The organism is Cellulomonas gelida, from assembly GCF_006538725.1.
GTDB classification, from domain to species: domain Bacteria; phylum Actinomycetota; class Actinomycetes; order Actinomycetales; family Cellulomonadaceae; genus Cellulomonas; species Cellulomonas gelida.
In genome coordinates this window covers 79,414-90,856 of record NZ_BJLQ01000003.1, presented here as the reverse complement: position 1 = coordinate 90,856, position 11,443 = coordinate 79,414, and the positions used below count along the sequence as shown (strand labels likewise).

12 protein-coding genes and 1 other RNA gene are annotated in these 11,443 nt (G+C 71.8%); 3 read left to right on the top strand and 10 right to left on the bottom strand.

Annotated features, from left to right (window positions below; translation table 11 throughout):
* Positions 1–33: 33 nt before the first annotated feature.
* Complete coding sequence (locus CGE01nite_RS01890; RefSeq protein WP_141368644.1) at positions 34–540, bottom strand: hypothetical protein; 507 nt, start codon at positions 538–540, stop codon at positions 34–36.
* A 242-nt stretch (positions 541–782) separates the two neighbouring features.
* On the opposite strand from CGE01nite_RS01890, the gene CGE01nite_RS16825 reads away from it, so the two are divergent.
* A complete protein-coding gene (locus tag CGE01nite_RS16825; RefSeq protein WP_170210860.1) occupies positions 783–950 on the top strand; it encodes a hypothetical protein in 168 nt (55 codons plus the stop codon).
* A gap of 64 nt (positions 951–1,014) precedes the next feature.
* Here the strand turns inward: CGE01nite_RS16825 and ssrA are convergent.
* Positions 1,015–1,383: a transfer-messenger RNA gene (gene ssrA, locus CGE01nite_RS01885) on the bottom strand.
* Positions 1,384–1,524: 141 nt separating this feature from the next.
* On the opposite strand from ssrA, the gene CGE01nite_RS01880 reads away from it, so the two are divergent.
* Entirely contained in the window at positions 1,525–2,322 is a 798-nt protein-coding gene (locus tag CGE01nite_RS01880) for a DinB family protein (RefSeq protein WP_141368642.1), read from the top strand.
* Positions 2,323–2,327: 5 nt separating this feature from the next.
* On the opposite strand, the gene CGE01nite_RS01875 is transcribed toward CGE01nite_RS01880, so the two are convergent.
* From CGE01nite_RS01875 to CGE01nite_RS01865, 3 genes are all read right to left on the bottom strand, one after another.
* On the bottom strand, positions 2,328–2,717 hold the full coding sequence (locus tag CGE01nite_RS01875) for a hypothetical protein (protein ID WP_141368640.1): 390 nt from the start codon (positions 2,715–2,717) through the stop codon (positions 2,328–2,330).
* 147 nt (positions 2,718–2,864) lie between these two features.
* A complete protein-coding gene (locus tag CGE01nite_RS01870; protein WP_141368638.1) occupies positions 2,865–3,353 on the bottom strand; it encodes a hypothetical protein in 489 nt (162 codons plus the stop codon).
* A gap of 119 nt (positions 3,354–3,472) precedes the next feature.
* Entirely contained in the window at positions 3,473–4,612 is a 1,140-nt protein-coding gene (locus CGE01nite_RS01865) for a matrixin family metalloprotease (RefSeq protein ID WP_141368636.1), read from the bottom strand.
* 87 nt (positions 4,613–4,699) lie between these two features.
* On the opposite strand from CGE01nite_RS01865, the gene CGE01nite_RS01860 reads away from it, so the two are divergent.
* Complete coding sequence (locus CGE01nite_RS01860) at positions 4,700–5,764, top strand: ATP-dependent DNA ligase (RefSeq protein WP_141368634.1); 1,065 nt, start codon at positions 4,700–4,702, stop codon at positions 5,762–5,764.
* Between the two features lie 54 nt (positions 5,765–5,818).
* Here the strand turns inward: CGE01nite_RS01860 and CGE01nite_RS01855 are convergent, their stop codons facing one another.
* The 5 genes from CGE01nite_RS01855 to ftsE all read right to left on the bottom strand — a co-directional run bounded on the left by CGE01nite_RS01855 (position 5,819) and on the right by ftsE (position 11,395).
* Positions 5,819–7,735, bottom strand: coding sequence for a DUF2207 domain-containing protein (locus CGE01nite_RS01855; RefSeq protein ID WP_141368632.1), 1,917 nt, complete (start codon positions 7,733–7,735; stop codon positions 5,819–5,821).
* A gap of 39 nt (positions 7,736–7,774) precedes the next feature.
* A complete protein-coding gene (gene smpB / locus CGE01nite_RS01850; RefSeq protein ID WP_141368630.1) occupies positions 7,775–8,245 on the bottom strand; it encodes an SsrA-binding protein SmpB in 471 nt (156 codons plus the stop codon).
* Between the two features lie 178 nt (positions 8,246–8,423).
* The gene (locus CGE01nite_RS01845) at positions 8,424–9,773 is read right to left on the bottom strand and encodes a M23 family metallopeptidase (RefSeq protein ID WP_141368628.1); all 1,350 of its coding nucleotides are present in this window, start codon (positions 9,771–9,773) and stop codon (positions 8,424–8,426) included.
* Positions 9,774–9,775: 2 nt separating this feature from the next.
* Positions 9,776–10,693, bottom strand: a complete 918-nt coding sequence (gene ftsX, locus CGE01nite_RS01840) for a permease-like cell division protein FtsX (protein WP_048343884.1) — start codon at positions 10,691–10,693, stop codon at positions 9,776–9,778.
* A 12-nt stretch (positions 10,694–10,705) separates the two neighbouring features.
* Complete coding sequence (gene ftsE, locus CGE01nite_RS01835) at positions 10,706–11,395, bottom strand: cell division ATP-binding protein FtsE (protein ID WP_048343883.1); 690 nt, start codon at positions 11,393–11,395, stop codon at positions 10,706–10,708.
* Between the last annotated feature and the right edge of the window lie 48 nt (positions 11,396–11,443).

Genomic DNA, 11,443 nt, shown 5'->3' with positions numbered 1-11,443 from the left:
CCGGTGCGACCGGACGCGCCGCCCGCCTGTGCGTCAGTCGCTGGGGCAACCCCGGGCCGTCAGCGCACGCGCCTCGAAGATCGCCGCCACCGCGTCCGCGGTGACCGTGTCCTCGCAGTCCGTGGTGCATCGCTTCTCCGCCCAGGCCGCGCCCGCGGGCCCGTACGCGAGCGGCGTCGTGAGGGTGTACTCCAGGCTGTCCAGCACCGCGGTCACGAGCACCGGGTCGGGGCGGTCCCCCGACCCCTCGACGAGCCCGACGACCGTGCGCGCGAAGTGCGCGCGGTCGAACGACGAACCCCACTCGTCGCGGGTCCAGAAGGACCGGTCCAGCTCGTCGCACACCGAGGCGAGCGCCACGTCGAACGGCGTGCCGAACCGGCCGAGCGCGGCCGCTCGGCGGGCGGCGGCCGCCTGGACGCGGATCTGCCACTGCAGCCGCTGTTCCTCGGCCGCTCCGAGCGGCGCGGGGAGGTCGGTGCGAGGCGGGCCGACGTCCGGGGGCGTCGAGCGATCGCGCTCTGACCCTGCCCCATCCATGCTGTCGACCTCCATGCCGTTGCCGGCCGAGACACTGACGCCCCCATGGGTACGTCCGAGCGTAGCCATGGGGGCACCAGCGCGGAAGACGAGCACCAGCGGCCCTCCTCGCCAGCACGGAGGCGTGGGGACGGGCGAGCGGTCCGACCTCACCGAGTGCGTCGTCACGGGCCTTCGACGGGGCGGCCTCTCTCGGGATCGCCATGAGCAGGGCCTCGCGAGACCAGGTGTACGTTGCGCACGTGCTCGAGCTGCACGTGCCCGCGCGTTCCGAGTTCGTCGTGCGGCAGCGATGGCTCGCCGATCCCGAGATGATGGCGTTCAACGCCGGCTGGGAGGTGGCGTCCGAAGGCTACGACCGCGCGACGGGCTGCATTCGATGGCCCCGCACCTGGAGGCTGACCCGATGACAGGTGCAGCCGAGCACGACGAAGGCCGCCAATCCCCACTGGGACGGCGGCCTTCGCGCAACAGAAGTGGAGGTGGCGGGAATCGAACCCGCGTCCGATGACGTGGAACCAGGACTTCTCCGGGTGCAGTCCGTGATGGATTTTCTCGGCCCCCACCACTCCCACGGACGGGAAGGTGGACGGGCCCAGTCAGCTAGAAGTCCCGATCCTCACACTGACGATGAGGACCAGCAGTGGCTCTCTAGATGACGCCGGGAGCTAAGTCGAGAGCGTACTTAGGCCGACGGACTTCGAAGCTCGCTCAGGCGGCGAGGGCGAAGTCGGTGCTCTTGGAATCGGCACCTGTGATTTGCACGGAGCGTTGACGAGATAACCGTGCGTCCTCGACCCGCTTCTCCTGGCTCGACGATCACCGTCGAAACCGATCACCCCCATGTGGAATTTTCAAGCTGCCCGGTCCGCGACCAGCGCGAGCCGAACGGGACCAGACTACCTGGGCAACGGGCCGGTCGTCGCCGTGATTCCCGGGCGGGCTCGCGGGCGGGTGTCGGAGGCGCGGTCTAGCGTCGGGCGCATGGTCGACTTCACCGACGAGGACCTGCGCGGGTCCCGCTTCACGCACGTGGACCTCACGGGCGCGGTGTTCCGACGAGCACGCCTGATCGACATCGACGTACGGGGCGCCGACCTGCGGGGTGCCCGGTTCGACGGCGTCGAGCTCGTGGACGCCACGATCACCGGCGAGGTCGAGAACCTCACGATCAACGGGGTCGAGGTCAGCGCGTACGTCAACGCCGAGCTGGACCGCCGAGACCCCGACCGCGTGAAGATGCGGCCCACGGACCCGACCGGGTTCCGCGAGGCCTGGTACCTGCTCGAGCGCCTCTGGGACGGCACGGTCGAGCGGGCGCGCGCGCTCGATCCCGCGGACCTGCACGTGAGCGTCGACGAGGAGTGGTCGTTCATCGAGACGCTGCGGCACCTGCTGTTCGTGACGGACTCGTGGGTGCGGCGGGCGATCCTGCGGGTCCCGGAGCCGTGGGACCCGCTGGACCTGCCCTGGGACCAGATGTCGGACAAGCCGGGGATCCCCCGTGACCGAGAGGTCAGGCCCAGCCTCGACGAGGTTCTCGCGGTGCGCGCCGACCGCCAGGCGACGGTGCGCACGTTCCTGAGCGGGCTCACCGACGACCGCCTCGACGAGCACACCGTCCCGCTCGAGGGCGACTCCTGGCCACCCGCGAGGCCGTTCCCCGTGCGCGAGTGCCTGAGCGTCCTGCTCAACGAGGAGTGGTACCACCGCCAGTTCGCCGAGCGCGACCTGGCGGTCCTCGAACGACGGCGCGCCGAGCCGTCCGCGGAGACGGACTGAGGCGGTCAGCCCGTGGGGTGCGGCGAGTGCGGCGGGCGCACCTGGGACCACGCCACCGACGCCGCGAGTCGCGTGCCGAATATCGCGAAGTACCACCCGGTCTCGTGCTCGGACAGGTTCCGGTCCGGGAGTCGGCGCCGGTGCAGCAGCCAGTCGGGTGCACCGCGCTCGAAGAAGGCCTCGATCTCGAGGTAGCCGCGCTCCTCCAGGTCCAGCACGACGGACGGCAGGTCCTCGCGCGTGGGATGGGGGCGCGAGTTGCGCGCGATCATGAAGGCGCCGATCGCGATCACCCCCACGATCGCGAGCACGCCGGCAAGCCCGGGCACGCGGTCGGCCGACTCGACCGACCGCGCGAGCGCGGGTACAGCTCTCATCACCTCGTCCATACGCATCGCCCCCTCGTCAGCAACGTGGCAGGGGGCTATCTAGGCACGCCGACACCGGCTGTGGGAACGATCCCGCCCCGAATCACTCGGGTTTCGGACACAGCATCACGCTGCGGGGTGAGGTGACGCGTCACACCTGGGCTGCCCCAGGCATCAAGCCGACTCCGCCGAGTCGGGGAGACCGTCGCGCAGCGTGGCCAGCCGAACACCGTCGGCGGAGGCGAGCTGCAGGACGGCCACGTCCGCGCGCTCGTCGCGCACCAGCACCGAGGCCGCGGAGCGCAGACCGGTGCTCGGGTCGGTCACGACGATCGACGTCGCACCCGCCACGACGTGCGAGTGCGTCACGACGATCCCGCCGGCGGCCACGGCGAGCGCGGCACCCCGCACCGGCCCGGACTCCCCCGCCGCCGAGACCTCGAGCACCCCCGAGGACGAGTCCGTCGATGCCAGCCCCGGCCACGACGGCGCCGTCAGTGGACGCCGCTCGTCGGCGGTCGCACCGGCCGTTGCCGAAGCCGCAGGCCCGACGACGGTCGCACCGACCGCGAGGACCGCGCCGATCGCCATGCCCCGCCGCCGCCCGCGCACCGGGGTGTCGCACCGGGTGTCGCGCGCTCGGGAACCGTCGTCGATCGCCATCGTCGTCCCTCCTCCGTGGCGCCGGGGCGGCGCCGCCGAGACCACTCAAGTCGCGGTACCGGGTGAACGGCTGAACCGACGATGAGAGTTCCCTGAAGATCGGGCGACGAACGCGCACGTCACAGGTCCGGCGCGCACACCCCGCGGGCGAGCTGGGACAGGCCGTACAGGTCGCCCGACTGGAACGTCGTGAACTCGCCGCGCGTCTCGGGGTTCATCAGCTGGGTCCGGTCCTCGACGTGGTCGAGCCCGAGCGCGTGCGCCAGCTCGTGCCGCAGCACCCCGACGTGCGCGGGCTCGGCGTCGACGGGCTGGCTCTCGAGCAGCGAGGCGTCGAGCCAGACCGTGCCGGAGACGGCGACGAGCAGCCCGTCCTCACGGCGGACCGTGCGCGGCCCGCCCTGCCCCACGACGTCACCCTCGAGCCCCGACTGGAGCGTCTCGTCGGAGAACTGCACGAGCAGCGGCGCCCACCGTCGGCCGTAGCGCTCGGGCTGGTAGATCGGCCGGTCCGGGCCTGCCGACTCGTCCGTCGGACCGTCGTCGACGAACACGAACCCGGTCGCGTCCGCCAGCTCGGCCACCACCGTGGCGACGTCGTCGGCGAACCCCACAGGCGCTCCGGCGCTGTTGACCACGTAGTGCACGGGCCGGCACGGCGACCACGTCACGGGCACCTCGAGCCCGTCGGGGCGGGCCTGCGTGGAGAGGAACGCATACGGCGCGCCGTCCCAGTCGACCGGCGCGGGTGCGCCGAGCGGCGCGGCCGCCTCCTCGTGGCCGGGCTCGGGACCGCCCATGCCCCCACCGCCGGGCACCGACTCGGGCGGGAGCAGCGTCCCCGTCGCCTCGAGGTCGGCGCGGCTCACGGGCTTGCGCGAGAGCTCGGCCATGACCGCGTCCCACGAGAGCTCGGGCAGCTGCTGCAACCACACCCCGACCCACGCGGCACCGAGGAGCCCGCACAGCACCCCCACGGCCCAGCGCGCGCGCCGCACCCGCAACGTCCTCCGGCCGCGCTGAGGTCGCGCTCCCGGGTGGACGTACTGCCAGTCCTGGTCGCCGACGATGTTGCGCGGCAGACCGGCCGGGCCGGCACGCCGTCCCGCACGCCACGCCGCCTGCGCGGCGGCCTCGGCCGACGTGTCGTAGGCGTCCGCACGCCAGGGTGGGGGTGTCGCCGCCCTCCCCTGGGCCTCGTCGATCACCCACTGCGGGATGCGTCCCGACGGCGAGCGCGGGAGGTCGTCGAAGGACACGCCCCATCATCGGCACATCGCGTCGGCCTCTGGAGCCCTGTCCACCGAACCGGTGCCGATGTCGTACCGGGCGGGCAGGATGGCGACATGCGCCTGCCCGTCATGCCGCCCGTCGCACCCATGCTCGCGAAGTCGGTCAAGGAGATCCCCGACACGGGCCACGTCGAGCCCAAGTGGGACGGGTTCCGCACGATCGTCTTCCGCGACGGCGACGAGGTCGAGCTCGGCAGCCGCAACGAGAAGCCGATGACGCGCTACTTCCCCGAGCTGGTCGAGCAGATCAAGGCGCACACGCCCCCGCGGTGCGTCCTCGACGGCGAGATCGTCATCGTCGAGGGCGATCGCCTCGGCTGGGACTCGCTGACGAACCGGATCCACCCCGCCGCGTCGCGCGTGAAGCTCCTCGCGGAGCAGACGCCCGCGAGCTTCGTCGCGTTCGACGTCCTCGCGCTCGGCGACGACGACCTTATGAGCACACCGCTGCGCGAGCGTCGCGCGCGGCTCGAGGACGCGCTCGCCGGCGCGGCCGGCGACGTGCACCTCACGCCCGCGACCGGCGACCTGGGCGAGGCCCGGCGCTGGTTCACGCAGTTCGAGGGCGCGGGGCTCGACGGCGTGGTCGCCAAGCCGCTCGACGGTACGTACCAGCCCGACAAACGCACGATGTTCAAGGTCAAGCACGAGCGCACCGCGGACTGCGTGGTCGCGGGCTTCCGCTGGCACAAGACCGGCCCGATCGTCGGGAGCCTGCTGCTGGGCCTGTGGAACGACGAGGGCCACCTGCAGCACGTCGGTGTCGCGGCGTCGTTCCCCATGGCGCGGCGCGCGGCGCTCGTCGACGAGCTCGCCCCGCTGCGCACGGACGTCGAGGACCACCCGTGGGCGGCGTGGGCCGACGCCGAGGCCCACGCGGGCAACCGGCTGCCGGGTGCGGTCAGCCGCTGGAACGCGACGAAGGACCTGAGCTTCGTCCCGCTGCGCCCCGAGCTCGTGGTCGAGGTCGCCTACGACCACATGGAGGGCGACCGCTTCCGGCACACGGCGCAGTTCCGCCGCTGGCGCCCCGACCGTGACCCGGCGACGTGCACGTACGCGCAGCTCGACGAGCCGGTCGGCTTCGACCTCGCGGACATCCTGGGCCGGCGTCCGTAACGGGCACGACGAGCGCGCCCGCCGACCCGCCGAGGGCGCGCGGAGACCGCGGGCTCACCAGCCCCCGCCGCCTCCCCCACCGACACCACCGCCGGAGAAGCCCCCGGAGAACCCGGAGTCGCCCGACGAGCCTGGCGTCGGAGCGGTGAGCGACTCGGTCGCGACCGACTGGAACCTGTCCATCGAGGCGGCGAAGCCCGACGCCCAGAACACACCCGGCAGCGGGTCGTAGTACCCGACGTACCAGCCGGGCTGCGCGACGGCGCGGCCCTGCGCGGCGAGCTGGGCGAACACGCGCGCCCACCGCTCGGCGACGCCGAACACGATCGCGTACGGCAGGTAGCGGCTGAAGACGTCCTCACCCTCCTCGAACCGGATCTGGTCCGCCTCGGCGGTCGTGAGGTAGGTGCGGAAGCCGAGCGACTCGGCGAGCACCGCGGTGCCCTCCTCGGTGCGCGCAGGGGCGTGCGACGCGCACACCAGCACGACGACGCCGACGATGCCGAGAGCGATCGGGATGAGTCCGACGCCGTTGAGCAGTCCTGGCACGCCCGACTCGCTGAGCGCGATCGCCAGGACCAGCGTGATGCCGGCGACGACGATGAGCGCGATCCCCGTGGCCAGCCACGATCCGCGTACGGACTTGGGGTTCGCCCGGAACCAGCCGACGCGCGTGACCTGGTCGTACAGCCGGTCCTGCACCTTGGACATGGACGACGCGAACGTCGTCTTGAGGTCGGACAGCTTGACGGTCGGCCGACCGGTGAAGATCTCGTCCATGAGCAGCGCCTCGTACTCGAGCAGCGCCGCGTCGGGCTCGCGCAGCGCGACGAGCGTCCAGTCCTTCGGCTTCTTCTTCGGGTTGGCGCGCGGGACCTCCTCGATGCGCAGGTAGCCGCGCACGGCGAGGTCGATCAGCGTCGCGGTGACGTCGACCGGGTCGGCCTTCTCGTCGACGAGCGTGCCGAGCTCGCCCGGCCGCACGTTGGCCGGCGGCGTGAACTGCACGGCCACGGGCGTGCGCTTGTCGCGGTAGCCCGAGCCGACCTCCTGGCCGCTCACGGGCCGCAGCCCCGGGGTCAGGCCAAGGTAGGCGCGGTCGCGGCCCGTGCGGCGCACACGCCGGATCGCGAGCCAGGCGCCCCCGGCGGCGAGCAGCAGCGCCACGCCACCGAGCGGCGAGGCCGGTGCCCAGGCGGCGGCCGGGTCAGGACGCTCCACGACGATCGGCTCGACACCCGGGAAGGTGCCCGCGGGCCAACCGGTCACGGTCGTGAACGGCTCGCCGCGGTCCAGCAGGTCCTGCGTGAACGTCGCCGTCGCGCCCTGCGCATCCGCCGAGGTGCACGGGTCCGCCGACCCTTCGGGACCCGCGAAGCAGACCGCACCCTCGACGTCGGCAGGGCCGGTCACGGTCGCGCTCAGGTCCCCCAGCGGGATCTCCCAGCCCGTGCCGATGACGTTCCAGTACAGCTCGTCGCCCGAGTGCTGCTCGTTCGCGGGGTTGACCAGGCCGTCGACCGTGTAGGTCAGCTGGTAGGTCTGCACCCCCGAGACGTCGTCGACGTCCGGGTCACCGATCCGCAGGATGAGCGCGTCGCCGTCGTCCTCCTGGTTGAGCTGCGCGGGCGCGCCGGTGCTGCTCGAGGAGGACAGCCCGCTGTAGCGGAACTCGCGATCGTGCGTCTCGTCGTACCCCTGGCGGGTGGGGAGCGTGAGGTAGGGCCCGTGGCCCGGGTCGTCGCCGAAGTCGAAGTCGAAGTCGATCGACACCTGCGCGACGCCGTCGGCGCTCAGGACGGCCGTCACGTCGTACCGCGTGATCTCCCGTCCGCTCGTCTGGTCCGGCGCGGCGGAGGCCACCAGCCCGTTCGCGACGAGCGCGGCTCCGGCCAGCCCGAGCGTCAGCCCGGCGCGTCGCAGCGCTCGACCTGGTCGGGGACGTCGGCGCAGGGCATCGAGAGCGGTCACGGCCGCAACCTATCGCGGCCCGAGCGACCAGCCGAGCACTCAGCGGTCGCGCAGGTCCCGCATCGCGCGCTGCGCCTCGAGGTTGTCCTGCCGCTCGCGCAGCGCCTGGCGCTTGTCCCAGTCCTTCTTGCCGCGCGCGAGCGCGATCTCGACCTTTGCGCGGCCGTCCAGGAAGTACAGCGCGAGCGGGACGATCGTGTGGCCCTTCTCGCGCGTGCGCGACTCGAGCCGCTCGATCTCCTCGCGGTGCAGCAGCAGCTTGCGCTTGCGGCGCGGCGCGTGGTTGGTCCACGTGCCCTGCGCGTACTCGGGGATGTGCACCCCGTGCAGCCACGCCTCGCCGCCGTCGATCTCGCACCAGCCGTCGACCAGCGACGCGCGGCCAGCGCGCAGCGCCTTGACCTCGGTCCCGGTCAGCACGACGCCGGCCTCGAAGACGTCCTCGATCGTGTAGTCGTGGCGGGCCTTGCGGTTGGCGGCCACGAGCTTGCGCCCGGGTTCCTTGGCCACCGCGCACCCCTTCTCGTCAGGTCTCTCGCTCGTCGGGCTGCCAGCGGCCGGCGCGGTCCCGATGGACCGCCCGTGGCGCGCACGAGCCCTCACGCACGCTCGTCGTGCGCCGGACGAGCCTACCTGCCTGCCGCCAGGAACCCCTCGCGCTTATCCGCGACGGGGCCCGCGTGACCGGTCAGAGCGGCAGGTACGGGCGCGGGTTGACGGTCGCGCTGTTCATGTAGACCTCGAAGTGCAGGTGGCACGCGCCCGACGTCCCCGTGTTGCCCGCACGCGCGATCAGCTGACCCGCCTTGACGGACGCGCCCGGCCGCACGACGAACTGCGACAGGTGGTTGTAGCTCGTCGCGAGCGTCTTGCCGCCGACGGTGCCGTGGCCGATCATCACCTGGTTGCCGTACCCGTAGCGGTACTGCGTCCACAGCACCGTGCCGGACCTCGCCGCGTAGACGTCGTTGCCGCAGTAGTCGCGCAGGTCGATCCCCGCGTGCAGGCGCCAGTAGTGCAGCACCGGGTGGAAGCGCATGCCGTACTCGGACGTCACATGGATCGGCCGGGTCTGCGTGGGGTTGACGAACAGCGTGCCGGAGGCCGCCGGCGGGTCTGCCGGGTCGGGCTTCTTGGCGGCGTCGCGCTTGCGCTGCTCCTCGATCGCCTTGGCCAGGTCCTGCTCGATCTGCTTCGCCTCGGCGTCGATCGCCTTGAGCTTCTCGGCGATCTCGTCCTTCTTCGCCAGCAGCGCGTCCTGCTTCTCCTGCTGCTCGACGAGCAGCGCGTCCAGCTTGGCCTTCGCGGCCTCGGCGGCCTTCTTCGCCTTCTGGGACTCGGCGACCTTGGCGTCGGCCTCGTCCTTCAGCTCGCCGATGCGCGCCTCGACTGCCTCGAGCCGCTGCGCGGAGTTACGGTTGCCCGACTCGGTCGCCTGCAGGTCGTCGAGCACCTGCGCCCGGGTGCGCAGCGCCTGGCTCATGAGGTCGGCACGCTCGATGAAGTCCTCGGAGGAGTCCGCGTCGAGGATCATGCTCACGCTCGACACGTCGCCGCCGCCGCGGTAGGCCTCACGCGCCATCTGACCGATGGCCTCGCGCATCCGCGTCGCCTCGTCGGAGTCGGCCTCGATGGTCGCGGACAGGTCCTTGGCCTGGTCGCGCGCGTCCTCGAGCCGGGCCGCGACGATCGCCGCCTCACGCTTCGCCTTCGCGAACTCCGCCTCGGCCTCCTGCAGCGCGAGCCGCGCCGCGGGCAGCTGGGTCTGGATCTCGAGCAGGCGGTCCGAGACCGCGCCGAGCTCGCCCTCGAGGCCCTCGAGCACCTCCTCGGCGTCCGCACGCCGCTGCTCGTTGGTCTTCTTCTCCTTCTCGGCCGCCGCGCGCCGGTCGTCGATCGCGTCACCCATCGCGGGCGCCGCGACCGCGCCGAGCACGATCGTCGCGACGAGCCCGACGATCTCCGCGAGCGCGGCGGGCCGCGAGGCCTGCCGGGCCGGGCTCGTCGACTGACGGGTGGGGCGCGTGGTTCGACGCATGCTCACACCTTCGTGTAGCGGCTCAGGGTCACGAGCGAGGAGATGGCGGCCAACAGGATCCCCGACGCGACCAGCAGCGGAGCCACCGTGAGCACGTCGGAGGTCGTCACGTACGGGATCCAGGAGACGGTACCGCCCAGCCAGTCCGTGACCAGGTACTGCACACCCAACCAGAGCCCGCCGACAGCCATGAGCGAGCCGATCGTCGCGGCGATCGCCCCCTCGAGCATGAACGGGAGCTGGATGAACATCGTGGACGCGCCGACGAGCCGCATGATGCCCGTCTCACGCTTGCGCGAGAGCGCCGAGAGCCGGATGGTCGTCGTGATGAGCAGGACCGCCGCGATCAGCATCACCGCGGCGAGGCCACCCGTGAGCAGCGTCGCGCGGTCGATCACCAGGAACAGCCGATCGAACAGGCGCCGCTGGTCCTGCACGGACTCCACGCCCTGCCGCCCGGACACGACGTCCGCGACCACCTGGTACTGCGACGGATCGGTGAGCTTGATCCGGAACGAGGAGTTCATGTCCTCGACGGTCGCGACCGAGGCCCACGACTGGTCGCCGAACTGCTTCTTGAAGGAGGCGAACGCCTCCTCCTTGGTCTCGAAGAAGATCGGCTGGACGATCAGCGGCGCGACCTCGGGCTCGTCGAGCGCGTCGCGGATCGCCTGCTTCTGGTCCTCGGTGACCTCGCCGCCGGCACACGTGGGCTCGGGCGACGTCGCCGGGCAGAGGAAGACCGAGACCTCGACCTTGTCGTACCAGTCGTCCTTCATCTTGTCGATCTGCAGCTGCAGCAGGGCAGCGCTCCCGACGAACGTGAGCGAGACGAACGTGACGAGGATGACCGAGATGGTCATCGACAGGTTCCGACGAAGACCGATGCCGATCTCGGAGAGGATGAATCGCAGTCGCACGGCCGGTCCCCCTCAGCGGTCCGAGCCGTAGACGCCGCGCGACTGGTCGCGCACGAGCTCGCCCGTCGACAGCTCGACCACGCGCTTGCGCATCTGGTCGACGATCTCGTCGTCGTGCGTGGCCATGACCACGGTGGTGCCGGTGCGGTTGATCCGGTCGAGCAGGCGCATGATCCCCAGCGAGGTGGTCGGGTCGAGGTTGCCGGTCGGCTCGTCGCACAGCAGGATCTGCGGCCGGTTGACGAACGCGCGCGCGATGGCCACGCGCTGCTGCTCGCCACCGGACAGCTCGTGCGGGCGGCGCTTCTCCTTGCCGGCCAGCCCGACCATCTCGAGCGTGTCCGGGACGGTCGCCAGGATCTGGTGCCGCGGCTTGCCGATCACCTGCAGCGCGAACGCGACGTTCTCGAAGACGCTCTTGTTCGGCAGCAGCCGGAAGTCCTGGAACACCGCGCCGATCTGTCGGCGCAGCTGCGGGACCTTCCACGACGACAGCGAGCCGAGCTCCTTGCCCGCGACGAACACCTTGCCCGCGGACGCCCGCTCCTCGCGCAGCACGAGCCGCAGGAACGTCGACTTCCCCGACCCGGACGCCCCGACGAGGAACACGAACTCGCCGCGCTCGACGTCCAGCGACACGCCGTCCAGCGCGGGCCTGGCACCGCGCGCATAGACCTTGGTGACGTTCTCGAACTTGATCACGCTGCTCGCTCTGGCTGTCCGGCGGCGGGTCCGCACGACGTGACCGGG

Coding starts and splice junctions, on each gene's coding strand:
- CGE01nite_RS01870 (WP_141368638.1), bottom strand. CDS start 3,353: ATGGCGATCGACGACGGTTCCCGAGCGCGCGACACCCGGTGCGACACC.
- CGE01nite_RS01875 (WP_141368640.1), bottom strand. CDS start 2,717: ATGCGTATGGACGAGGTGATGAGAGCTGTACCCGCGCTCGCGCGGTCG.
- CGE01nite_RS01845 (WP_141368628.1), bottom strand. CDS start 9,773: ATGCGTCGAACCACGCGCCCCACCCGTCAGTCGACGAGCCCGGCCCGG.
- CGE01nite_RS01880 (WP_141368642.1), top strand. CDS start 1,525: ATGGTCGACTTCACCGACGAGGACCTGCGCGGGTCCCGCTTCACGCAC.
- CGE01nite_RS01860 (WP_141368634.1), top strand. CDS start 4,700: ATGCGCCTGCCCGTCATGCCGCCCGTCGCACCCATGCTCGCGAAGTCG.
- CGE01nite_RS01890 (WP_141368644.1), bottom strand. CDS start 540: ATGGATGGGGCAGGGTCAGAGCGCGATCGCTCGACGCCCCCGGACGTC.